This is a genomic window from Bacillus manliponensis (genome assembly GCF_000712595.1).
GTDB classification, from domain to species: Bacteria; Bacillota; Bacilli; order Bacillales; family Bacillaceae_G; genus Bacillus_A; species Bacillus_A manliponensis.
This window is the reverse complement of the sequence record NZ_JOTN01000006.1, coordinates 1-23,191: the sequence shown is the minus strand read 5'-3', so window position 1 is coordinate 23,191 and position 23,191 is coordinate 1. Positions and strand designations below refer to the sequence as shown.

At 36.3% G+C, this 23,191-nt stretch carries 24 protein-coding genes; 11 read left to right on the top strand and 13 right to left on the bottom strand.

Annotated features, from left to right (window positions below):
* Positions 1–22: 22 nt before the first annotated feature.
* The 5 genes from BAMA_RS08895 to BAMA_RS08875 all read right to left on the bottom strand — a co-directional run bounded on the left by BAMA_RS08895 (position 23) and on the right by BAMA_RS08875 (position 4,953).
* On the bottom strand, positions 23–364 hold the full coding sequence (locus BAMA_RS08895) for an NIPSNAP family protein (RefSeq protein WP_034638431.1): 342 nt from the start codon (positions 362–364) through the stop codon (positions 23–25).
* 86 nt (positions 365–450) lie between these two features.
* Entirely contained in the window at positions 451–1,497 is a 1,047-nt protein-coding gene (gene lsrB / locus BAMA_RS08890; RefSeq protein WP_034638429.1) for an autoinducer 2 ABC transporter substrate-binding protein LsrB, read from the bottom strand.
* Positions 1,494–2,492 carry an ABC transporter permease gene (locus BAMA_RS08885; RefSeq protein ID WP_034638428.1) on the bottom strand — a complete coding sequence of 333 codons (999 nt, stop codon included), beginning with the start codon at positions 2,490–2,492 and terminating at the stop codon, positions 1,494–1,496. Before BAMA_RS08885 ends, lsrB begins: the two co-directional genes overlap by 4 nt.
* A complete protein-coding gene (locus BAMA_RS08880; RefSeq protein ID WP_034638427.1) occupies positions 2,489–3,466 on the bottom strand; it encodes an ABC transporter permease subunit in 978 nt (325 codons plus the stop codon). The genes BAMA_RS08885 and BAMA_RS08880 overlap by 4 nt, the downstream gene beginning before the upstream one ends.
* A complete protein-coding gene (locus BAMA_RS08875; RefSeq protein ID WP_034638425.1) occupies positions 3,463–4,953 on the bottom strand; it encodes a sugar ABC transporter ATP-binding protein in 1,491 nt (496 codons plus the stop codon). The genes BAMA_RS08880 and BAMA_RS08875 overlap by 4 nt, the downstream gene beginning before the upstream one ends.
* A 166-nt stretch (positions 4,954–5,119) precedes the next feature.
* Between BAMA_RS08875 and BAMA_RS08870 the strand changes: the two genes are divergently transcribed.
* From BAMA_RS08870 to lsrF, 4 genes are read left to right on the top strand one after another with little or no spacing between them, the layout of a single operon-like run.
* Positions 5,120–6,070, top strand: a complete 951-nt coding sequence (locus BAMA_RS08870; RefSeq protein WP_200874673.1) for a sugar-binding transcriptional regulator — start codon at positions 5,120–5,122, stop codon at positions 6,068–6,070.
* A complete protein-coding gene (gene lsrK / locus BAMA_RS08865; protein WP_034638423.1) occupies positions 6,071–7,633 on the top strand; it encodes an autoinducer-2 kinase in 1,563 nt (520 codons plus the stop codon).
* A 26-nt stretch (positions 7,634–7,659) separates the two neighbouring features.
* Positions 7,660–8,016 carry a cupin domain-containing protein gene (locus tag BAMA_RS08860; RefSeq protein WP_034638422.1) on the top strand — a complete coding sequence of 119 codons (357 nt, stop codon included), beginning with the start codon at positions 7,660–7,662 and terminating at the stop codon, positions 8,014–8,016.
* Positions 8,017–8,022: 6 nt separating this feature from the next.
* Positions 8,023–8,814 carry a 3-hydroxy-5-phosphonooxypentane-2,4-dione thiolase gene (gene lsrF, locus BAMA_RS08855; RefSeq protein WP_034638421.1) on the top strand — a complete coding sequence of 264 codons (792 nt, stop codon included), beginning with the start codon at positions 8,023–8,025 and terminating at the stop codon, positions 8,812–8,814.
* An 89-nt stretch (positions 8,815–8,903) separates the two neighbouring features.
* Here the strand turns inward: lsrF and BAMA_RS08850 are convergent, their stop codons facing one another.
* The 4 genes from BAMA_RS08850 to BAMA_RS08835 all read right to left on the bottom strand — a co-directional run bounded on the left by BAMA_RS08850 (position 8,904) and on the right by BAMA_RS08835 (position 12,317).
* Positions 8,904–9,338 (bottom strand): hypothetical protein, encoded by a 435-nt coding sequence (locus tag BAMA_RS08850; protein WP_034638419.1) that lies wholly within the window; start codon positions 9,336–9,338, stop codon positions 8,904–8,906.
* Between the two features lie 243 nt (positions 9,339–9,581).
* Positions 9,582–9,908 (bottom strand): antibiotic biosynthesis monooxygenase family protein, encoded by a 327-nt coding sequence (locus tag BAMA_RS08845; RefSeq protein ID WP_034638418.1) that lies wholly within the window; start codon positions 9,906–9,908, stop codon positions 9,582–9,584.
* A 74-nt stretch (positions 9,909–9,982) separates the two neighbouring features.
* Positions 9,983–11,212 (bottom strand): MFS transporter, encoded by a 1,230-nt coding sequence (locus BAMA_RS08840; RefSeq protein WP_034638616.1) that lies wholly within the window; start codon positions 11,210–11,212, stop codon positions 9,983–9,985.
* A 61-nt stretch (positions 11,213–11,273) separates the two neighbouring features.
* Positions 11,274–12,317: an ArsR/SmtB family transcription factor gene (locus tag BAMA_RS08835; protein WP_034638417.1), complete on the bottom strand. Its 1,044-nt coding sequence runs from the start codon at positions 12,315–12,317 to the stop codon at positions 11,274–11,276.
* Between the two features lie 142 nt (positions 12,318–12,459).
* On the opposite strand from BAMA_RS08835, the gene BAMA_RS08830 reads away from it, so the two are divergent.
* Complete coding sequence (locus tag BAMA_RS08830) at positions 12,460–13,044, top strand: uridine kinase family protein (RefSeq protein WP_034638416.1); 585 nt, start codon at positions 12,460–12,462, stop codon at positions 13,042–13,044.
* A 42-nt stretch (positions 13,045–13,086) separates the two neighbouring features.
* On the opposite strand, the gene BAMA_RS08825 is transcribed toward BAMA_RS08830, so the two are convergent.
* Positions 13,087–13,638 carry a GNAT family N-acetyltransferase gene (locus BAMA_RS08825; protein WP_034638414.1) on the bottom strand — a complete coding sequence of 184 codons (552 nt, stop codon included), beginning with the start codon at positions 13,636–13,638 and terminating at the stop codon, positions 13,087–13,089.
* 127 nt (positions 13,639–13,765) lie between these two features.
* On the opposite strand from BAMA_RS08825, the gene BAMA_RS08820 reads away from it, so the two are divergent.
* From BAMA_RS08820 to BAMA_RS08805, 4 genes are all read left to right on the top strand, one after another.
* On the top strand, positions 13,766–14,014 hold the full coding sequence (locus BAMA_RS08820; protein ID WP_034638413.1) for a hypothetical protein: 249 nt from the start codon (positions 13,766–13,768) through the stop codon (positions 14,012–14,014).
* Between the two features lie 162 nt (positions 14,015–14,176).
* Positions 14,177–15,106, top strand: a complete 930-nt coding sequence (locus BAMA_RS08815) for an AAA family ATPase (protein ID WP_034638412.1) — start codon at positions 14,177–14,179, stop codon at positions 15,104–15,106.
* Positions 15,103–16,266, top strand: a complete 1,164-nt coding sequence (locus BAMA_RS08810; RefSeq protein WP_034638410.1) for a DUF58 domain-containing protein — start codon at positions 15,103–15,105, stop codon at positions 16,264–16,266. The genes BAMA_RS08815 and BAMA_RS08810 overlap by 4 nt, the downstream gene beginning before the upstream one ends.
* The gene (locus BAMA_RS08805) at positions 16,241–17,341 is read left to right on the top strand and encodes a DUF4018 domain-containing protein (RefSeq protein WP_034638408.1); all 1,101 of its coding nucleotides are present in this window, start codon (positions 16,241–16,243) and stop codon (positions 17,339–17,341) included. Before BAMA_RS08810 ends, BAMA_RS08805 begins: the two co-directional genes overlap by 26 nt.
* 328 nt (positions 17,342–17,669) lie before the next feature.
* Here BAMA_RS08805 and BAMA_RS08800 read toward each other — a convergent pair whose 3' ends face one another.
* Both BAMA_RS08800 and BAMA_RS08795 read right to left on the bottom strand, forming a co-directional pair.
* A complete protein-coding gene (locus BAMA_RS08800) occupies positions 17,670–19,139 on the bottom strand; it encodes an aminoacyl-histidine dipeptidase (protein WP_034638407.1) in 1,470 nt (489 codons plus the stop codon).
* Positions 19,140–19,399: 260 nt separating this feature from the next.
* Positions 19,400–20,566, bottom strand: a complete 1,167-nt coding sequence (locus BAMA_RS08795; protein WP_034638406.1) for an MFS transporter — start codon at positions 20,564–20,566, stop codon at positions 19,400–19,402.
* Between the two features lie 170 nt (positions 20,567–20,736).
* Between BAMA_RS08795 and BAMA_RS08790 the strand changes: the two genes are divergently transcribed.
* Positions 20,737–21,594, top strand: coding sequence for a LysR family transcriptional regulator (locus BAMA_RS08790; protein ID WP_034638404.1), 858 nt, complete (start codon positions 20,737–20,739; stop codon positions 21,592–21,594).
* Positions 21,595–21,731: 137 nt separating this feature from the next.
* Entirely contained in the window at positions 21,732–22,604 is an 873-nt protein-coding gene (locus tag BAMA_RS08785; protein ID WP_034638403.1) for a YitT family protein, read from the top strand.
* 75 nt (positions 22,605–22,679) lie between these two features.
* Here BAMA_RS08785 and BAMA_RS08780 read toward each other — a convergent pair whose 3' ends face one another.
* Positions 22,680–23,171 (bottom strand): GNAT family N-acetyltransferase, encoded by a 492-nt coding sequence (locus tag BAMA_RS08780; RefSeq protein ID WP_034638615.1) that lies wholly within the window; start codon positions 23,169–23,171, stop codon positions 22,680–22,682.
* Positions 23,172–23,191 lie beyond the last annotated feature (20 nt).

Below are 23,191 nucleotides of genomic sequence, written 5' to 3'. Positions count from 1 at the left end.
TAGAAAGAATGACATACATATACTACTTTCGTATCACTGTATTCTCAAAAAACTCTTCTTTTTTTATTTCCTTAAAAAGATGTTTTATATTTCCTCTACCGATTTTCTCATACCAAGCTTGCACACGTTTCATATGTGCTTCATCACTCCTAACTTTCGCTTCAATTTCTTCATACTGTTCATGACTGTCATATTCCCACATTGCAAAAATCTCAGTTACTTCATCGCTTTCTTTTCTCATCCATCTTCCTACTAATCTTGCCCCGTACTTTACTTGTGTTGGCAATAAGTTTTCGTTAAAATGCCGATTAAATTCAGCCACAATGCTATGATCCACTTTATACGTTTTTCTACGGTAAATCATATATCAATACCCTCTTTCTTATCTTTGTACTAAAAATTATAAAACAAAAACTCGCCTACATCATAGACGAGTTCAATCAAAAAGTATTAAAAATCGTAATTATCAATATTGTCTTTCGTGAAGACAACGCGCTCTGGTAAAACGATAATTCCATTTCCTTCTGCTTCATAGTCATAGCCTTGAATTGCGTTTGGCTCTACTTTTACTTGCCCGATTCCTGGCACTTCAAAGCTATCGCCAACCTTTAGTTTCTTCCCTTTTACAACCATTTCGTTTGCTACATATGTCGCAAGTGCCCCTTGTTGTTTCACATCCCATAATCCAAATTGCTCTACCGTACCACGCTTCACGTAATCACGCATCACATTTGGCGTTGAAAATCCTGTTACAACAACTTTTTGATTTACGCCTAAGTTTTCAGCAGCTTGCGCCATTGCTGGTAAGGCTGTTGCATCTGGACAAATGACAGCGTCAATGTCTGGATATGTTTTTAAAATACTCTCTCCAACTGACAATGACTTTTGGGCATTATTTTCCCCGTACTGCGTCGTCACAATTTCCCATCCTGGATATTTCTTTGCGATAATCTCTTTTGCTTTTGTTACCCATTGATTTTGATCTGTTACAGTTGGGCTAGAATAGAAGAATGCCACTTTACCAGTGTCACCAATTTGTGAAGATGTCATCTCAATTAATAAATTTGCAAGTTGATCTGGTGTTCCTTGACTAATATAAAACGAACGGTCTTTCGGGTTTACGTCAGAATCCCACGTTAATACGGTAATTCCTTTTTTCTTCGCACGCTGTAACGATTGTGATAGTCCATCAACGGAAGTTGATGATACCATAATTGCATCATAGTTTTGGTTAATAAAGTTATTAATATATTTTACTTGCCCGGATACACTTGCTTCTGAAGGACCGTCATATTTTACTTTTACGCCAAGTTTATTGCCCATTTCAGTTGCTCCCTCACCACCTGATGTAAAGAAACCAACTCCCGTTAATTTTGGAATAAATGCAAATTTTGCTTCTTTTGCTTCTTTCTCTTTTGAACTTTCCTTATTCGAGCAGGCCATGAACGATACAAGGCACATCAGCATTACAATTACGATACTCAATTTTCTCTTCATTGCTTTTCCCCCTCATATAGTCCCCATTTTCTTCTTTCAAATCTATCCCCTAACTTTACATGTCTCATAATGACAGAAAGGATTAAAACAACACCTACCGCTACGTTTGATTGTTCATTTGTAAGTCCCGACATTTGCAGTCCATACTGCATAATTCCAATAAAAATACTCGCAAGAACCGTTCCAATAATGCTCCCTTTTCCACCTGTAATGAGCGCTCCACCTAACACAACTGCTGTAATAACTGGTAAGATTGCTTCATTTCCTAAGTCCGACCGCGCCGAACCAAAGTACGCGGTTAAAAACGTTCCCCCTAATCCACCTCCTAACCCAGAAAGTACATACGCCAATACAATTACTTTTTTCGTTCCAATGCCGGAATATTTCGCTGCTTTTTCATTGACACCAGTTAACATGACATATCTTCCGTATTTTGTTTGGTGTAATAAAATAGAAAATAATACCGTTAATACAACAAGGATCCAAAGTAAATTCGGAACCCCTAAAAACGTTCCATTTGCGAGCTGTACAAACGAGTCTGGTAATCCGCTAATCCCTTCATATCCTGTTGCATTAGATCCCCCTGAAATAACGAGAGCTACTCCGGCATATAAAAACATCGTGCCAAGCGTTACAACGAGTGCTTCCACACCGGTTAATTGAATAATAAGTCCATTTAAAAGACCTGCTAATGTACTCATACACAACGCGATAATAACAGCTAACAATATAGGAATCCCGTTCATCCAAAGTACACCGATAATAATAGAAGTGAGTCCCATAATAGAACCAACGGAAACATCAATTCCGCCTGTTACAATGACAAGTGTCATCGGAATAGCAGCGATTGTAATAAAAATAAAGTCATTCATACTAAACAATATATTTTCGATATTAAAAAAATCCGGATTCAAAAAACTGAATAAGAAAAATTCTATTATTAGTAATAAGAGCAATACACCTTCCCACCGAAATAAAATGCTCGCATGCTTCATCCTTTCACCCCCCGCTGCTTCAAGCGCTCTCGCTCGTTCCACTTTTGTAAAGAACTATCTAATATAATAATAAGAAGTAGTAAAAATCCTGATATCGCACTGTTCCAAAACGCAGGTACTTTTAAATACACTAGTGAACTACTAATCGTTTCTAAAAAGATCGCACCAAGAGCTGCCCCAAAAACAGAACCAACGCCACCTTTCAAATGAATACCACCAAGAACAGCAGCTGCGATAACTTGCAGTTCAATTCCTGTTCCTGTCTGATTTGGAACAAAGCCAACATTCATAACAAACAGGCAACCTGCAATTGCCCCGCTTACACCAGAGAGGATAAATGCTAATATCTTCACTCTATTTACTGGTATACCGATTAACCTAGCACCATCCTCATTATCTCCTACTGCATAAAAATATCGGCCAAACGGTACTTTTGTAAGGACACAATAAGCAATGAATAATATGATAATTACAATCCACACCATTACTGGTAATCCAAATAAAGTAACGGATGATAGTTTCTTATAAGAATTCGGAATATCTTCAATCCACTTCCCATCTGTATAAATAAGCATAAGGCCTCTAATAACACCTAACATACCAAGTGTCATAATAATAGAAGGTACACGAAATTTCGTTACACCTATTCCATTAATCAATCCAATTCCAGCGCCTACTAGCAGCACAAAAATAATCGTACTCGCTACACTATATTGCTCAGTTAAAAGCATTCCGCAAACAGCTGCACTTAACCCCATCGTAGATCCGACTGATACATCAATATTTCTTGTAAATAAAACGAAAGATTGGCCAATTGCTAAAATAACTAATATTAAGCTCGATTTCATAATGAGAGCAAGAGAATCAAACTTGAAAAAGGCTGGGTTTATCGTACTGACAAATAACATATAAAGAATGAGTAGGCCAATAATAGAAAACTCGCGCACTTTTAGGATGTATGTAATGTATTTCATATCTCTTCTCCCTCTTCACCGTCGTACGCAAGACGTGTAATTTTATCAAGAGTCATTTGCTCCCCTTCTAAATGCGATACAATGTTACCATTTCTCATCACATATATACGATCTGCGAGCCGAATCACTTCTTCTGTATCAGAAGAAATCAGTAAAATCGCTAATCCTGCTCGTTTTAACTCCTCGATTACTTCATACACTTCCAATCTCGCTTTTGCATCAATGCCGCGCGTTGGCTCATCGAGAATGATAAACTTCGGATTGCTAGCAAGGTACTTTCCTAATACAACTTTTTGTTGATTTCCACCTGATAAAGAAGAGATTTCATCGTTTGGATTGTGAACAACAATCGAAAATCTCTTTATATATTCATCTATTAAAGCGCTTTCTTTTTTCTTACTTAAAAAGAATGTACTAAGTTTATATAAAGAAACAGAGCTTATATTTTGCATAACAGAGGCAATGGAAAATATACCGTGCCCAGCTCGGTCCTCTGGTACGTAAACAACTCCTGCGTCCACCCTCTTTTTTATCGACCAATTCGTAATATCCTCTTCTTCTAATTGTACGTTTCCCTTCTCTGCATTCATCATCCCATATAACACTTCGGCTACTTCTGTTCGGCCAGCTCCAATAACACCAGCAAGCCCAACTACTTCCCCGCTTTGCACATGGAGTGAAACATCTTGAAAGAGATGACTAGATAATCCATTTACCGCTAGTATTCTTTTGTGGGTGAAGGATTCAGTATGCTCGCTTTTTTTATACATTGGTTGTTCATACCCTTGTGGTAATAACCCGGCGACTAACATGTCATACGTATAATCACTCACATTTCCTTGACTTGAAATAATGCCATCTCTCAACACTGCCACTGTATCCGCAATTGTAAAAATCTCCGAAAAACGATGAGTAATATAAATCATGCCTATTCCTTTTTCTTTTAACTTTTCTATCACAGTAAAGAGACTCTTAATTTCATGCGCCGTCAATGTCGATGTCGGTTCATCTAAAATAAGAATCTCTGCTTCTCTTATAAGTCCTCTTAATATTTCCACTAACTGTTGCTGGGCGATCGATAAAGTACTCGCTCGTATATGCAGTTGTAAGTCCCATCCAAGCTCTTCTATTAAATCACGAAGCTTTAATCGAAGTTCTTGTTTATTCTTTTTGATTCCAATGCATACGTTTTCTTCAATTGTCATATTTGCAAAAATAAGCGGCTCTTGTGGAATTAAATAAATCCCTTGTCGGTGCGCCTCTACTGGTTTGGAAAACCGAACTGGGTTTCCTTTTACAAGCATTTCACCTTCATCGTACATATATAGCCCCATTAAAATTTTCATAAGCGTGGACTTTCCTGCACCGTTCCCTCCTACTAATGCAAAGACTTCACCCGCTTCTACACAAAGCGAAATTCCTTTTAATACAGGCTGCTTTGAGAATGATTTTGTTATCCCTTTCACTTGCAGTAGCGGTGCTTCCATATGCGATCACCTCTCTTTTCGGAACAAATTTTCAAGAATTGATTTTTTGTTCTACTTGTTTTGTAGCATTGTATATCTCTTTTTTCATATCTAGAACTGATTTTTCTCAACAAAATTACAGCATAAAGAAAAAAATGTACACATATGTTTAAGCAACGGTCAAATGTTGAAAGGAATGAAGAGCATGGTACAGCTCAATTTTGAAGAAAATTTATTAACAAAAGTTGCTTGGTATTACTATAAAGATCAACTAACGCAGCAAGAAATTGCTTCATTGCTTCATATTTCACGAAATAAAGTTGTCCGTTTATTAGATAAAGCTCGTGCTGAAGGGATTGTTTCCTTTCATATTAAAGGAGCTGGTCTCCATTGTTTAAGTATTGAACGTGAATTAATAAAAGCCTTTCACCTCATGGACTCCTTTATTATTCCTACTCCAAAAACAAGTTTTTCCGATTCATTAGGGAAAGCAGCTGCTCAGTATTTACAATCTCATTTAAAACAAGGAGAGCTGCTTGGAATTGGCTGGGGCGAAACAATTTCAAAAGTACTAGAAAACTTAAATCTCGATCCTTCTATGCAAATTTCTGTCGCAACGCTCACTGGGGGAGTTAATCATTATTTCCCTACGAAACAAAGCTATTTAAATCATGTACAAGGACAACTACACATTATTCCCGCACCTTTTTTAACCTCTACAACCGAAATGGCTGATAGTATTCATGCGGAACCATCCGTTAAAGAAATGCTTCATCTCGCTTCACTCGCAAATATTGCGGTTGTTGGAATTGGTGGCTTGTCAGAAGAAGCAACCATTATAAAAGAAGAAAAAATGACGCTCGGCGAAATGACTTACATTCGTAGTCAATCTGGAGCCGGTGACATTCTTGGACAGTTTTACAATGAAAGCGGCAACAAGTTACACATCCCCCATCACGACCGGTTAATCGGCATTTCACTTTCATCCTTGCAAAGTATGAAACATGTTGTTGGCGTTGCTGGAGGATTGGAAAAAGTAGACGCAATATATGGAGCTCTTAAAGGTGGCTACATTCATACGTTAATTACAGACGAAATAACCGCACTTTCGTTATTAAGAAAGGAAGGTGACACATAATTGAGTGCACTATTAGCTTACGATGCTGGTACTGGTAGTATTCGGGCTGTCCTCTTTGACTTGAATGGAAATCAGCTCGCTGTAAGTCAAAGAGAATGGATTCATCAAACAGACTCTCGTTACCCTGGCTCTATGAATTTTGATGTAATGCAAAACTGGAAACTTATACAAGAGTGTACAAAAGAAGTTCTTCAAATAAGCAACCTCACATCATCGGCGATTAAAGGAATTAGTGCAACAAGCATGCGCGAAGGTTTCGTTTTATATGATAAAAACAAACAAGAACTATGGGCATGCGCCAATGTTGATGGACGCGCTTCAGCTGAAGTAAGCGAACTAAAACAAATACGGGAAAACCTTGAGAAAGATTTATATAGCACTTCAGGGCAAACATTTGCGCTAGGAGCATTACCACGGTTACTTTGGATTCAAAAACATAAACCTCATATTTATGAAAAAACGCGTTACATGACGATGTTAAACGATTGGATTTTATATAAACTGTGCGGAGAGTTACAAATTGATCCGTCTAACGGCTGTACGGCAGGTATTTTCAATTTAAATAAGCGCCAGTGGGACGGAGAACTTGCAAAACAATGTAACTTATACGTTCCATTTTCACCGAAAGTCAATGAAGCCGGGACAGTCATTGGCTCTATAACAAAAAAGGCGAGCGAAGAAACTGGCTTATATGAGGGAACCCCTGTCATTACTGGCGGTGGTGACGCGCAAATGGCTTCGCTTGGATCTGGAATCGTGAAAGGTGGGCAAACTTTTATTTCAGGCGGGAGCTTTTGGCAGCAAGAAGTAAATGTTACAACGCCAAAAACGGATCCAAGCGCAAAAATTCGCGTAAACTGCCACGTAGTTCCAAGCCTTTGGCAATATGAAACAATCGCTTTCTTCCCCGGTCTTGTTATGCGTTGGTTTCGCGATGCGTTTTGCCAAGAAGAAAAACAGTTAGCAAAAAAACTTGGAACAGATGCATATACGCTGTTAGAAGAACAAGCAAAACATGTCCCTGCCGGATCATATGGAATTATCCCAACCTTTTCAAATACGATGAACTATATATCATGGCGACACGCTGCACCTTCTTTTTTAAACTTAAGCTTAGATGCTGAGAAATGTGGAAAGAAAGAGTTATTTCGAGCAATTGAAGAAAACGCAGCGTTTGTAACTTTAGGAAATTTGAAGTTAATTGAAGAATTAACCGGAACATTCCCTTCAGAAGTTGTCTTTGCTGGCGGTGCTTCAAAAGGGACACTTTGGTCACAAATTGTTGCCGATGTTCTCGGTGTACCAGTAAAAGTCCCTGTTGTGAAAGAAGCTGCTGCATTAGGAACAGCTATTATAGCTGGAGTTGGCGCTGGTCTCTTTCACTCAATGGAAGAAGCTGCCGAAGAATTTGTACAGTGGGAAACAACTTATGTACCAAATCGAGAAAACTATAACACTTATAAGCAACTATATGAAAACTGGCGCATTGTATATGAAAAACAACTAGCATTAGCCGATAACAGATTCACATCACATATGTGGATTGCTCCTGGTGCACTGTAACTTGTTACATAGAAAGGAGTGAAATAATGTTAAAAGTGAATGAAAATGACTTTTCCTATCGTTTTGGTGACAATGGACCAAAGTATTTAATACAAGGACCTAACGTTGATGTTGGTGTCGTTGTCATTAAACCTGGTCAAGACTTTCAAAACCATTACCATACAACTTGTGAAGAAGTTTTTTATGCGTTAGAAGGTGAAATTGATTTTTATGTTAACAACGAAAGAGTTCCGATTAAACAAGGTGATGTATTACAAGTGCGTCCACATGAATCTCATTACCTCATTAATCGTTCTAATAAAATCTTTAAAGCGTTATTTATTAAGTCACCACACTTACAAAAAAAAGATACGGTGCAAACAGAAAATCCAAATAAGGAGTGATAGATAATGAGTTGGGGATTTCAAAATCGATTAAATACGATTTTACCAGATGGAAAAGCGGTTATGTTAGCCATTGATCACGGTTACTTTTTAGGGCCCATTCACGGATTAGAAAAGCCAGGTGAAACAGTGAAGCACTTACTTCCCTATACAGATTCTCTCTATTTAACGCGCGGTGTTTTGCAGTCATGTATTCCAGAAGATTGCAAAACACCGATGGTTCTCCGTGTATCTGGCGGACCAACAGTTGTTGGTGCCGACCTTGCCAATGAAACAATTGTTACTCCTATTAAAGAAGCAATTAGACATAATGTTGTTGGCGTTGGTGTTTCTGTATTTGTTGGTTCTAACTATGAAACACAAACGATATCAAACCTCGCAAATGTCGTATCCGAAGCACATGACTACGGATTACCAGTACTCGGCATTACTGCAGTCGCGAAAGAATTACAAAAACGAGAAGCCCGCTTTTTAGCACTTGCCTCACGCGTCTGTGTTGAAATGGGTGCTGATATTGTGAAGACCTATTACTGTGAAAACTTTGAAAAAGTCACAAGCACATGCCCTGCCCCTATCGTCATTGCTGGTGGACCAAAGCTAGACTCCATTGAAGATGCGCTAACGATTACGTATCAAGCGATGCAAGAAGGTGCGATTGGCGTTGATATGGGCCGAAACATTTGGCAATCCGAACACCCAGCTGCGATGATTCAAGCGATCCATAGTATTGTAAAGAAGAGTTATAATGTGAAAGAGGGATTGGAGTTATATAATGACATTAGAAATAAAGAAAATTAAGAAGGCTGATTCTAAACTCCCTTTCCTTTAATTAATAAATAATAATAAAATGAAGACCAAAAGAGCATTCTTTCTTGCTCTTTTGGTCTTCATTTTGCTTTCGCTTTCATTTTGTTCATTACTATTATTGAACAGGATAGTAAGAATGAAAGGAATATCACAATAGGTACTATAAATGATACAAATGTTAATACTGAAGTGACAAATAGTAACGGATATCCTTCTTTCATTGATAATACATTCCCTTTCTTTATAGAGATACACAAACCAATTATCCCGAGAACGGCGTGTATCATATAAAAAGCTGGGACTACTAGCATCGCTAAAAGTATGTAAACTATAGTTTCACCTTGCCCAAACAACACGTTAAATATATACATAACTAGTAAGAATGAAAGAATTGGAAGTGATTGATAAAATGCCTTCCACTCTTGTTCTTTTTTATTGAATAGCTGTACAAATGATAGTACTATCGTAAAAAATATTGCTGAAACACTAATAATAAAAAATAATACTGCAAACAATTGACTGCTTCACACCCTTTGGATTAATCTTCACCTTCTGTTTTCTAACACGGATACATTATAGACTTATATATTTTTTATACCTGAAAAAAACCAACCATTATATTCTATCAAAAACAACCGTTTTTTACGATGAATTTAAAATAAAACGGGTCATCTTTTGTGCATACAAAAAAGATGACCCGTTTAGTTACAGTTAATTTAAAAATCCAACTGGATGACTGTCCCGCAGATTCTATTTATTTATGATTTTTGATAAGCACCTTTTGAAGATTTCACATAATAAACACCGTGCGTTACGTTGATAATATGATCTGGAGTTGGTTTTCCTCTGCTCGCTCTATGACCAGCTAAGTGCTCTTCGCTTGTCTCCCAGTTTTTCCAGTCTTGTTCTGACTCCCAGCGAATCATAACGATAACTTCTTCATCGCCTCTTCTTACTTTCTTCACAAGAACACTTAAGTCAATAAATCCATCAAACTTTTCAATGATTCCTTCACCTGTGAAATGTTGTACAACAAGATCAGAAGTACCTTCTTTTACTGTAAATGTTTTTGTTTCAATGAACATCTATTTCAACTCCCCTTAGTCGCAAGTTATTCTACTTGTCTTTCATTATAAATGAATATGATAATTATTTTCAATTAAAATTTTGTTTTTTCGAAATTATTTTGAACGGGTTGATCAAGAAATTTAAAATATGGTAATACGATACCTAACACGGAAACAGTACAAATGATAATTCCAATTATCATATATAACACCCTAACCCCAAACTGCTCACTACATATACCTCCAATTAATATACCTAGAGGCATCGAACTTCTTATAATGAACAAGCGTACTGAAAATATTTTTCCCATCAATTCATTTGGAACTATTTGCTGGTGGATTGTCATGCTATGAACATTGAAAAAAACTAAAGAGATTCCAGCGATTATTTCTATGAAAATTGCTATATAAATATTCTCATTTAACCCTAATGAAATATATGTCAAACCGCCGATTACTAACGCACCAAGCATGATAGTGCGCCGGCTTTCATATTGCATTTTCCCTACAATGATAGATCCAATTACATAACCAAGCGGAAATCCAGCCATGAAATATCCATATGCTGCATAACTTGCACCTAATTCATCTTGTACGTAAGGTAAATTAGTAACCATCGTTACTCCTACTCCAAATTGGACAAATGCTAGAAAGAAACCGAGCCAAACAATGATTGGCTGCTTAAAAAAGTACGCCCAACCTTCCATAAACTGATGTAACCAGCTTTTCCGAATTGTTTCTACCATTCTATTTTCCTTTATAAATAGAAGTAAACTTCCACTTACAAATAGAAATACACAAACAAGAGACAAAGTAAATGGAACTCCTGCTAGTTCTATCATCATCCCGCCTAAAACGGGGGCAAGAAACATCATGAGGCGAACTGTGCCGTCTACATAAGCATTTGCTTCTTGCAATTGCTCTTTCGGCACAACTGTTGGCAAAATGGCTTGATTAGCTGGTACATAAAATGGTGTAATAAGACCGACAATTATCTGGACGATAAAAATGTAATACGTCTGCATATTATCTGTAATTAACATAATAAGCGGTAGCAAAAAAACGAAGCCTCGTGTCCATTGGGAAACAATCATAATCCACTTTCTACTCCATCTATCAATAAAAGGTCCTGCAACTAACTGTAAAATAAGTGACGGGATGAAATATAGTAACCACATACTACTTAGTGCTAGCTTCGATCCTGTAAGTTGATATATGAGAATTGAATTACAAAAAGTTCCGAACGCACCACCTAATTCTGAGATTGCACTTCCAATCCACATGAATAGAAAAGAACGGTTTTTTAGTACTGTTTCATTCACTGTAGCACCAACTTCTCTTTTATTTTCCCTATGCTTCTCTATGGTGCGCTTTACATCCAATTTATCTATTAATAAAAAGATCTAATTCTTTCCCTAAAGACTGTAACGCTTTCTTTTTCAATATGTATTTTGATTCCCCAATATCAACTAATTTTGCTGCCCTTAAAATTTTTAAATGATGATGAATTGTTGATTTTCCAACATCTAGCTTGTCTGTTAGTTGTTGCAATGTTCGGTCCTGTTCATATAATAGTTTCACAATCCGAAGTCTCACTTCGTCTCCTAGCGCTTTATATTTTTGCACGACAAAGTAATTTGGCTTATAAGGGTCATTGGGCGCTATACTTTCATTTGCTACTGGATAATGAAACACTTTCGTCCCTTCAATATCCGCTTCAATATTCCATGGCCGATATGTATACTGCGGAATAAGCAATACACTGTGCACACTCGGTTCTGGCATATAGGAGATACCACCCGTTACCCATTCTACAAACTCTTCAGGGGCCATTTTGTCTTTCATTTTCTCCTTTGTTTCATAATCTACTTTTAAAATTTCACATAACATTTCAGCTTCTGACTCAATCACTACCTTATACCAACCCGACATTACCGCGATTAAGTGTTCTTTTAAATCATTTTCATGAATTTTACATATATACTCAATGTAAGTAGGAAAAAAAGGATTATTATTTGTTATCTCCTTCAACTGCTCAATCGCATCTTCTTCTCCATCTGCTGCCCTTCTTCTTATCTCTTGTTGCTGAACCCCAGTATAAGGAATGCAAATATATTTCAATTGGCTTCCTGAAAGCTCACGTATATAACGAATAAAATGAGACAACTCTGCAAAGTCTTTCTCATACAACAACTGTAATAGCGCTTTCCACGTATTATGTTTCTCCACCAAGTTCAATTGCTCCAACATATCCCCATCAAAAGATTCCCTTATTTCTTCCCACTCCGCTTGTTGCTTTTCAAGTGTAGTAATGAACCTCTTATTTGTAATTGCTGCGATACCTAGTGCACATTCCCATAGTAACGAATACTTGATTTGCACTTTGTATGACTCTCTTTTCCTACTTGTTATATTCAAAACATCCATTTCATCACTCCTTCACATATCTTTATTTTCATTCTATATTTATAAAATATAAAATTCAATATTTTTAGAATTTTATAACCAAAAAGGACTCTTCTCTTCTAAAATAGAACTATGACGTAACAAACAAGAAGGTGGTGCCATTATGAATCAAACGCTCGCACAATTTATAAAATCTATCGAAAACACTCCAAGAAAGCAGTCTACTTTACTTATTGGTATAGATGGTTGTGGCGGCTCTGGAAAAAGTACGATTGCTAAGCAGTTACAACACTGTTGTGAAGATGTAACAATTGTACATATGGATGATTTCTATTTACCCTCTTCACAAATTAAGCCAGTACCTCCAGCTGAAAAACTAATTGGTGCAGATTTTGATTGGCAACGTCTACTTTCCCAAGTGATTGAACCACTTCATAATGAACAGGATGGTTACTATGCAAGATACGATTGGGAAACCGATACTTTAGCTGAATATCATACTGTCAAAACAGGTGGAATTGTCGTTATCGAAGGTATCTATGCCACCCGAAACGAACTAGCCAACTACTATGATTTTACAATTTGGGTCGATTGTCCAAGAAATATACGACTGTTAAGAGGATTAGAAAGAGATGGCGAAGAAGCACGTTCTATGTGGGTAGACAACTGGATGGTTGCTGAAGATATGTATGTAAAAGAACATCGGCCGAATGAAAGGGTAAATCTTGTAATCGATGGGAGAAGGTAATACTACAACAGTATGAACATTGAAAAAGAGCTTAGAAACTCTCTAAGCTCTCTCCCTCCACTCTTCTTTTAACAACGCATGTAAAACCGTGTCATACGCGATACCACTTTGAATCATATTTTTTCGAAGCAACCCTTCTTCTTGGAATCCAAACTTTTTCAGCAATTTGTGTGAAGCTTCATTTTCTGTGTAAACAATTGCTGCGACTCTTTCAAAATCGAGCGTTTCAAATCCATACGTTAAAATTGCTTGCAGTGCTTCTGCTGCATAACCTTTTCCCCAATATGCATCGTCTAATTCGTAGCCAATTTCAGCCTTTTTATGACGGGAATTAATAAGATGAAAGCCACATGATCCGATAAATGTATTCGTCCCCTTTAAAACGATACCCCAGCGAAACGTAGCACCTTCTTCATATTTCGTATGAAAGTGACGAATGATATTTTCTACTTCTTCCACATGATGAAATGGTTCCATTCCAAAATAGCGAAGTACGGAGTCTTTTGAAAAATAATGAAACATTGATTCCGCATCTAACAATGTAATTTCTTGTAACTGTAAACGTTCTGTTTCTAATGTTGGAAATTTCTCCATACGATACCTCTCCCTTTTCCATACAATATCCTAATATATTTCAATAAGAGAATGCTTTTTCCCTTTTATTCCTTTACTGAATAAAATTTCTTCTCTTCACAAATGCTACAAATGGAGGTGTGTCATAATGGAACCCATGCTTTGTCCAAGCTGTAAAACAAATCGAACGCGCTTTAACATTATTGAGCAAAATGCGAAACCAGTGAAACTAAATCCTCAATCAGGTCAAGTTGAAGAAGAATATACAAATGATAATTTGAGTGCGTTTCACTTAGCTTATCAAGGTCCTACATATCGTGTACAATGCGGTGCATGCGGACTCGTTGAAAATCCAGAGCAATTTATTAAACCCGCTCAAAATCAATCTTTTTCGTAATAGCTCTAAAACAAAAACGGTCATCGTCTTTGATAACCGTTTTTGTTATGTTATAGCCTTTTCTAATCTCCATTTCCAAAATTAAGGTAAAATTAATTAAATTTTTCGAAATATTTTGCTAAAATATAGAGATATACTGTTTTCCTAGAGAGGAAGGTTCATATGATACATAAATTAAAAGAAAATATAGCTTCTGTTTTTGTTGGAAAAGAAAATGTAGTTGACCTTCTATTAGTGTCTCTTTTAGCAGATGGACACGTATTACTAGAAGATGTCCCTGGAACAGGAAAAACATTGCTTGCAAAAACGATTGCGAAAAGTATTGGCGGACAATTTTCTCGTGTCCAATTTACACCAGATGTACTGCCTAGTGATATAACTGGTATTGAATACTTTAATCCAAAGACAAGTGAGTTTGAACTACGCCTTGGACCTGTTATGACAAATTTATTGTTAGCTGATGAAATTAACCGGGCGATGCCACGTACACAGTCAAGTTTATTAGAAGCGATGGAAGAAAGACAAGTGACATTAGAAAAACAATCAACACCATTACCGAAGCCATTCTTTGTCATCGCAACGCAAAATCCAATTGAGTCACAAGGTACTTTCCCACTTCCTGATGCACAGCTCGACCGCTTTTTAATGACGATTGCTATTGGTTATCCGTCTCCGGAAGAAGAATTGCAAATGATGAGGCGTTTTCGAAAAGATAGGCCGTTAGATGAACTAAAAGCAGTCATTTCACTAGATGACATCCTGGAAACTCAGCAACATGTAAAAAACATTTACGTTTCAGAAGCATTAGAAGAATATGTGATCCAGCTTGCAAACGCAACTCGTAACCATGACTATATCGCAAACGGAGTTAGTCCGCGTGGTACGTTAGCATTAATTCGTGCCATTCAAGCTCTTGCCTTGCTGCGCGGTCGTAATTTTTGTACGCCTGAAGATGTGCAATTTTTACTCCCTTACATATGGACACATCGCATTATTTTATCGATGGAAGGTGCGCTTCGAACAACAAAAAGGGACTTGATGGGAACAATTTTAACAACTGTTGATGTACCGGTGGAGATTGAACAAGCATGAACAGTCAACGAATCGTATCTGTGCCATTAATATTTGAGAATCATATTATTAAACTAACAATTCCAGTTGCATTATTATTTACATTTTACATGCCGCAACCACTTCTGTTATATCCGTTGCTTGTTTATTATATGCTTGCTTTCTTTATTTTTCGTTACGTTACTTACATCGAGGAGAACTTTCACATTATAAACGAAAAGAAAACGACGCGTTTATTTCCAGAAGAAGATGGTAAGTTATCAATTTCGCTACAAAACGATGCGAAATTGCCACTTGTAAATGGGCAATGTTTTTTTCATACAAATCCAAGTTTAACGATGCATAAAATGACGGGTATAGATCAAATCTCTAAAACTTTCGTTTCTTTTCCATTCATGCAACAAGCTCGTTCAAGACAAAAGTGGGATTTTACATTTACAGCAGCAAAACGAGGCGTCTTTCAGCTTGAACAATTTGAATGTGTGATTAGTGACCCTTTTAATATCGTTCAAGTTCATTTACCTGTTATACACAAATTAAAATCAGAAATTATCGTCTACCCTTCTCCAAAACAAGTCGTTGGCTTACAAGAAATACAGCAGTTACAAATTGGTTCCTATAGAACAAACTTCTCTTTTTTTCATGATGAAACATCTATTGTTGGTGTGAAACAATACGAAAGAGAATCATTTCGTTCTATTCATTGGAAAGCGTCAGCAAAAATGCAAACACTGCAAGCAAAACAATATGAAGCTGTAAAAAATTATAGCTGGACGATTTGTTTATCACTCGCAGCAAATAAAGGATTTGGCTGGAGGGAAAACGTTGAAGATATGATTTCTTATACGACGCATATATGTCAAATCGCAACAGAAAAGAAAATTCCGTTTGAACTATTTATTAGCGTCTTTTCAGAAAGTGGTCCTCTGCATTTGTCTTTAAATGATGGAACAATGCAATACACACAAGCACTAGAAGAGCTAGCGCGTATTTCAGAAGATAGTACGTTGTTACCTCGGGAAAGTTTTCTTCATTACGTAATGAGACAACGAGAACGTTCTTCAACGATGTTGTTTGTTGGCGTTCCGAAAGAAGAACTTCCAAATACGATGCAGCCGACTTATCTCGTCCGCGACGAAGGGATGGTGGAACGACTTGAAAACATGGCTACGTTACGTTAATGATTTCGTACTTCTTCTTTTTCTCTGTCTCATAACAGAAAAAGGAGAAACAATTAACATTTTCTTATTTTTAATTGCGAGCTACATCTGTTTCATACCAATGCAGAAAGCAAAACAAAATAAGAAACTATATATCGTACTATTATTTGCACTGCAAATATTTGCTTGCTTTACACTATCACTATTTTCAACAATCGGCTCGGTGTTGCTGCCATTTTTCTTCTTACTACTATATATAAAAGAAGATACATCACCATATCAAAAACTTGGCGGAGGGTTTATATGGTTTTGCTTTTCTATTTTTCTTAATTCAAAATTCCCGTCATTATTTGAAGCTGGTCTATTTGCATTACATATTTTGCTTACATTATGGATTACAAGCCTTAACCGCAACCAGCAAATGCTACGTGTTATTTCTATTACGGCAATTGGAGTAGCTAGTTTCCTAATCATACCGTTATTACCATACATGCGAACAATTCTTTCGTATATTCTCTATTGGGTTGCATTTGGTTTTGGTTATGTGCTAAATCCTATTTTAGAAATTTTACTAGGAATGGATCGTTCTAAGGCAGATGAATACGTAAGTAAACTTGGATATGGTGAAACCCCTCCACTTCCTGATCAAAAGGAATATAATCCACTCGTATTACAAGTAATTACAATCATTATCATATTTCTAATCACTGCGTATATCATTTGGAAACTATACAAAAAACGCCCTTCGATCAAATTTAGTCCTTTTGTTTTTTCTGAAGCGACTGTAGCACCAGAATATACGACTATGCAAAAACGAAATCGTTTACTTGGGCCACCTAACAATGCAATCCGAAAAGAAATTTTTAAGTTAGAGAAAAAGTTAAAGCCACCGTTTAACCGGGAACGTGGTGAAACTTTTGAAGCATGGATGGATCGTCTGCAGCAATATGAAGATACCGATATTAATTGGGATATTCTTGTAGATACCTATCATGCTACAAGGTATGCAAATGAGGAGAATACTTCACTTTTAAAAAAATTTAAAAGTGAAGTGAATAAATTGTATGCATATCAGAAAAAAGCAAAAAAAAGATAGGTAAAAACAGCCTCATTACTCTCTAATAAAGTGAAACTTCAATCAGTGGGGGTTTTCTCCATCCCCACTAATTGTTAGTTAAACCAATCGGCATTAACGGTACGACTTTATTTCAAAGTGACAGAGGCAACAAAAAAGAAGAACCATTAAATAATGCATTTTTTTAGAAAGTTTTCGACGTGTAATATAACGAGGACAATTGTTAACTTTTGTGGTGGCATATAAAAAACAGCACCTCCTTAAATGGGTATGTTTATCATACTAAGAGGTGCTGCTTTTTTATATACGTGGTTTGAATGGTGGTTTACGACTGTTTTTATACAAATATTTACTGAGCTAATGATTTCGTTTCACTCATTACATCAACAAAGAATCCCCAGTTATTTATAACTGATGAAATACTAATGTGCTCATCTGGTGTATGAACGTTGAAAATATCGGGTCCAAATGAAATCGCATCTAACTCAGGCATTTTTTGAACAAATACACTACATTCAATACCGGCGTGTACTGCAAAGATTTCAACGTCTTTGTTATATTTTTCTTTATGCACTTTTTCAAATAAATCACGAATTGGTGAGTTCGGATTATACGGCCATTCTGGATACTCTGATTCCCTCTCGAACTCTGCTCCAACCAATTCTGCAATATGCTTAATCTCATTTATAATGTGCTGTTTTAAACTACTTACAGAACTTCTTACTTCATTTCGTAATTTAATTTCATTATGTAGTGTTTCAATAACGCCTAAATTTGTTGAAGTTTCTACTAGCCCTTTAATATCCATGCTCATGCTTTGAATACCGTTTGGAATTAGGAATAAAGAAGAAATAAGCTGACTTTGTGTTGTTTTAGCAAATACTTTTTCTACTTTTTCTTCTAATTTTGTAAGAGAAATATGTACATCAGGATCTACAGCACGTAGTTCTTCTTGGAAAATACGTGTCCATTCTACGACTTTTTCTTCTACCTTTTGTACATCATTTACCGACAATAAAATTGTTGCAACACTTTCACGCGGAATTGCATTGGTTTTTAATCCACCATGAATATCACTTATGCTAAAAGAGATGTCATTTGATAAATCATGCAGAATACGCCCTAAAGCTTTATTAGCATTTCCCCGCTGTTTATCAATTTCCATACCAGAATGACCACCTTTTAGTCCTCCAACATATAAACGGTATGCTTCTAATTCAGCAGGAGCTTCTTCCCAAACTACAGAAATCGTTTCAACTGCTTTCGCTCCGCCTGCACTGCTCACTAATAATTTATGATCTTCTTCAGAGTCGATATTAATAAATATTTTCCCGTCAAAGTGCTTTGCATCAACTGCAAAAGCCCCGCCCATCGTCGTTTCTTCTTCTGTTGTAATTACAACTTCAAGAGCTGGATGCGGAATATCAGCCGAATCTAATAGTGCTAATGCATATGCAACCGCAATACCATTATCTGCACCTAAAGTCGTTTGATTTGCATACAGCATGTCCCCAACAATTCGTAACTCGATTGGATCCTTTTCAAAATCATGTACGGTTGCTTGATTCTTTTCACAAACCATATCCATATGACCTTGGATAATAATTGCTGGAACATTTTCATAACCGTCAGTTGCTGGTTTTTTAATAATTACGTTTAAAGCTTCATCTTGCACTACTTCTAAATTACGATTTTTTGCAAATCCCACTAAGAAATCACTAATTTCTTTTTCATTTCCAGATCCTCTTGGAATCTTTGAAATTTCTGCAAAATGATAAAATACAGGATGCTTTGTTAATTGTTCTAGATTAGAATACATTGTGAAGCTCCTCTCTTAAATAAACCTTTGCGTTTCAAATCATTCTTTTCTTTATCATTATACCATGCTTCATCATTTTACTTTTTATCTAAAAAAATTATAAAAGGCTGCTACAGCGTTTGAAAGAACTGATAAAATGTTTTAGGTAATAGAAAGAAAAACCTAGTAACATATTAGATACATCTAATATGTTACTAGGTTTGAATGTAAAGACTTTTATCTTAGATCTTGATAAGTAGGAGAAGTATGGAGGCTGTTTTTCATTTCTGAATCCCAGAAGTTTTTGAAACAACAAAGCTACTTCTCATACTATACAACTGCAAAACTAATGAAACCACCATGGCCAAAATCGCAAAGTAAATTAATAACAAGGATCCTTTCCCAAGCGATAATACTACTCCACCTAACATCGCACCTACCGAACTCCCTAAATAGTTTACTGAACTATTTAAAGCAACTGCTGCACTTCCTTGATTCGGCTGATATTCCATTAAAATTTGTTGCTGCGGTGCTTGTGCAGCCCACCCCATTGCTCCCCAAACAAAGAAAGGCATATATTGAATAATTGGTATGTATATTGCAAGAGGAATACAAGCAACTGCAACTGTTAATATAATTAAAATACTTAATGTAATGATTTTTAGTTTCTTAAAGTAATCAATAACGTATCCGATTATAAAACTTCCAAATAGTCCACCTAGCCCCCAAGCCCATAAGTATATCGTTACATCTTGTGCAGCAGTAAATTCTTCTAAAAACGGCGAAATATATGTATATAATCCTAAGCTTGCAATACTTGCAAAAAATGTTATAGATACTGTTACAGTAACCTTTTTATCAACAAACATTGCTAGTCTTTCTTTCATCGTAGGTGGTGCCGTTACAGGTATTTTCGGTAACATCTTATAAATAGTGACAAACGCAATACAGCTCAGTACAGCAATTCCCCACATAACAGCTTGCCAATTTAAAACTGTTGCAATGTACAAGCCAACCGGTACACCTAGCACCGTTCCCATGCTCATACCTCCAATTGTTACACTAAGCGCTCTTCCCTTCTTATTTCCTGGGACTAATAAAGTGGATCCTGCAACTGCTAACGGCGAGAACAAACCTGCCCCTACTCCCGCAATCGCCCTTGAAATAAGAAATATAGAAAAATCAGGTGCTACTGCACTTATAGCGTTAGCAACACCAAAAATGAACATAGAAACTAACAATACTTTCTTTATTGATTTTCCGGAAAGTATAGACGCAAATAAAGGAGCAGATATTGCGTAAAACAACGTAAATATACTTACCGCCTGCCCTACTTGCGAAGCACTTTTTTGATACGTTTCACTTATTCCAGGTACTAACCCTGCCACAACATAAGCATCCAATCCTAAAGCAAACATTCCAATTGCTAGTAATATAACATTTCTCATCATACACCTCTTAAATATTAGCAATATGTTTTTATATAATGCTAAAATATTATTAATATCCTTCAAAGTTAAACGACAACTTCTTTTTCCCATCGATGTTACTGTTAGTATATGAAAACAACATAACGAAATAAAACGAATAATATTCATGCAAAGGATGAAAAAAACTCATGAGTATCATTAAATATGAAGTATTTGAAGAAGTTATAAAAACAGGAAGCTTCACAAAAGCTGCTGAACAATTAAATATGACACAATCGGCTGTGAGTCGCGCCATCGCTAGCTTAGAAAAGGAGTTAGGGATTACTTTATTCATACGTGAACCCCGTAGTATTCAACTAACAAAAAGCGGAGCGAAAGCCTATGAATATATTTATGAAATTCTCGTATTAAACCGGAAGCTTTTAAACATAGATTTTACAAACCCGTCAAACTTACCAACAACAATTAAAGTTGGCGCTTTCGCAAGTATTAGTAAGCACCTGTTACCTAAAGTAATTCAGCAATTTAACGCTTTATATCCATTTGTGAAAATTGTTGTTTTTGAAGGAACGTATGATGAAATAGATGCGTGGGTGATAGAAGGCGTAATCGATATCGGCTTTACCGTTAATGAACATCCAACATTTATATGTAAACCCTTTTTACAAGATGAACTGATGGTTGCAACCTCTAACCAGATGGAAGCTGAATTCAATGCTTCTTCTTTAAATCAATTTTTCGAAACAAATAAAATCATTATGCCAACAGCGCCATATCGAAAACAGATTGAATCCTTTTTTCATACAAACAAAATAAACTATCATGTACATTCTTACATTAGCGACTGCAATACAATTGGAAAAATGATTGATTTACAACTCGGTATCTCCATTGGTCCAAAACTATTTTTACAATCGTTTGATGATATCAAGCTCCATTCCCTTCCAGGGAAACACTATAGACAAATATATATTACGCAACAACCTGTAACCCAAGATAATCAATATGTTCTAAAACTTGTAGAGATGGCAAAGGAGTTTGTATAGCCACTTAAAGATCTCCAAAAAATATTTCTAATAACCATCCTAACGATAATATGTTAGAATAGTGACTGGAAATAAATCTAACTCATTACATATGTATCGTGATGAAATGAAAAAATATTTTAAAGTAAGGAGTATGTATGGTTACAAATAAACAACAAAAACCTAATACACTAAAAATCGTGTTACGGGCATTGATGATTATCATTGGTGCATTTATAACAGCGTATGGACTAGAGTCAGTCTTAATCCCAAACAATGTATCTGACGGTGGAGTAACAGGTGTAAGTATCGTTACCTCACAGCTACTTGGATTGCCGTTAGGTGTTCTCATTGCTATTATGAATATCCCATTTGTTTGGTTAGGATATAAACAAATCGGTAAATCCTTTGCGATTTATTCCGTTATTGGTATTGCTTCACTAGCGATTGGTACTGTCCTTATGCACGAAGTACCCACTATTATTGAAGGTGATACATTACTAGTTACCGTTGTTGGTGGTATTATTATCGGTTTTGGTATGGGACTCGCACTACGTAATGGTGGTGCATTAGACGGAATTGATATGTTAGCTGTATTACTTTCTCGTAAGTTACCGTTTGGAACAAGTGATCTCATCTTGTTTTTAAATACGTTTGTCTTTATCTTTGTTGCAACAGTATTTGGTTTTCAAGGAGCAATCCTTTCGGCGCTTGCTTACTTTATCGCTTCTAAAGTCATTCATATCGTCGAAGTTGGTTTAAGTGGTTCTAAAACGTTTAAAATTATTACAAAGGAACCTGAATTAATGGTCGAGACAATTCGAGAGCGTCTAGGCCGAAGTGCAACATATAATGAAGTGTATGGTGGCTATTCAAAGGAACAATTTAAAGAAATTACTTGTGTTATTAACCGTTTAGAAGAAAGCAAAATGAAAGAAATCATTCAAGACATTGATGAAAAAGCCTTTGTTACAGTGTATGACGTAGCAGAAGTAAAGGGCGGAAACTTCAACAAACGTGATATTCATTAATAGAAAAAACACCTTTCCGTTTTATGGAAAGGTGTTTTTTCTATAGACCTGTATATAGAACATACTGCTGTATTCTTATAAATACTTTACAAACAACACCCGGCTTCCACCTTCACCATCATAATTTGTATGTACAGATACACTCTCTATATCATCATCGCCTATTTCAACTTCAAATCCAATACTCGTATGAAACTGAATCGATGTTTTATTCACTGGCGAGGTAATTGCTTTTACGATACTTCGTTTATTTTGCTGTGCAACTTCAAAAAATCTTGCATACAATAGCTGAGCAATCCCTTCTCTCCGGTATTTTGGATTCACCCCTATGAAATGTACATATGCTTCATCTTTGTAAGTTTGCGAAAGAAATCCACATAAAAACCCTGCAATCTCACCATCTCGTTCTACAATGAAGCCTGTATCTTGAAAATGGACAAAAAACAATTTCGGGAGCATATTTGCCATATTTCTTCCGCCCCACCAATCGTTAATAACAGCGTGAATATGTATATAATCTTCTTCTTTTATATTTCTTATTTGCTTGAACTCCCCCCCACTTAACACCCTTACGGACTGTTTGAAGT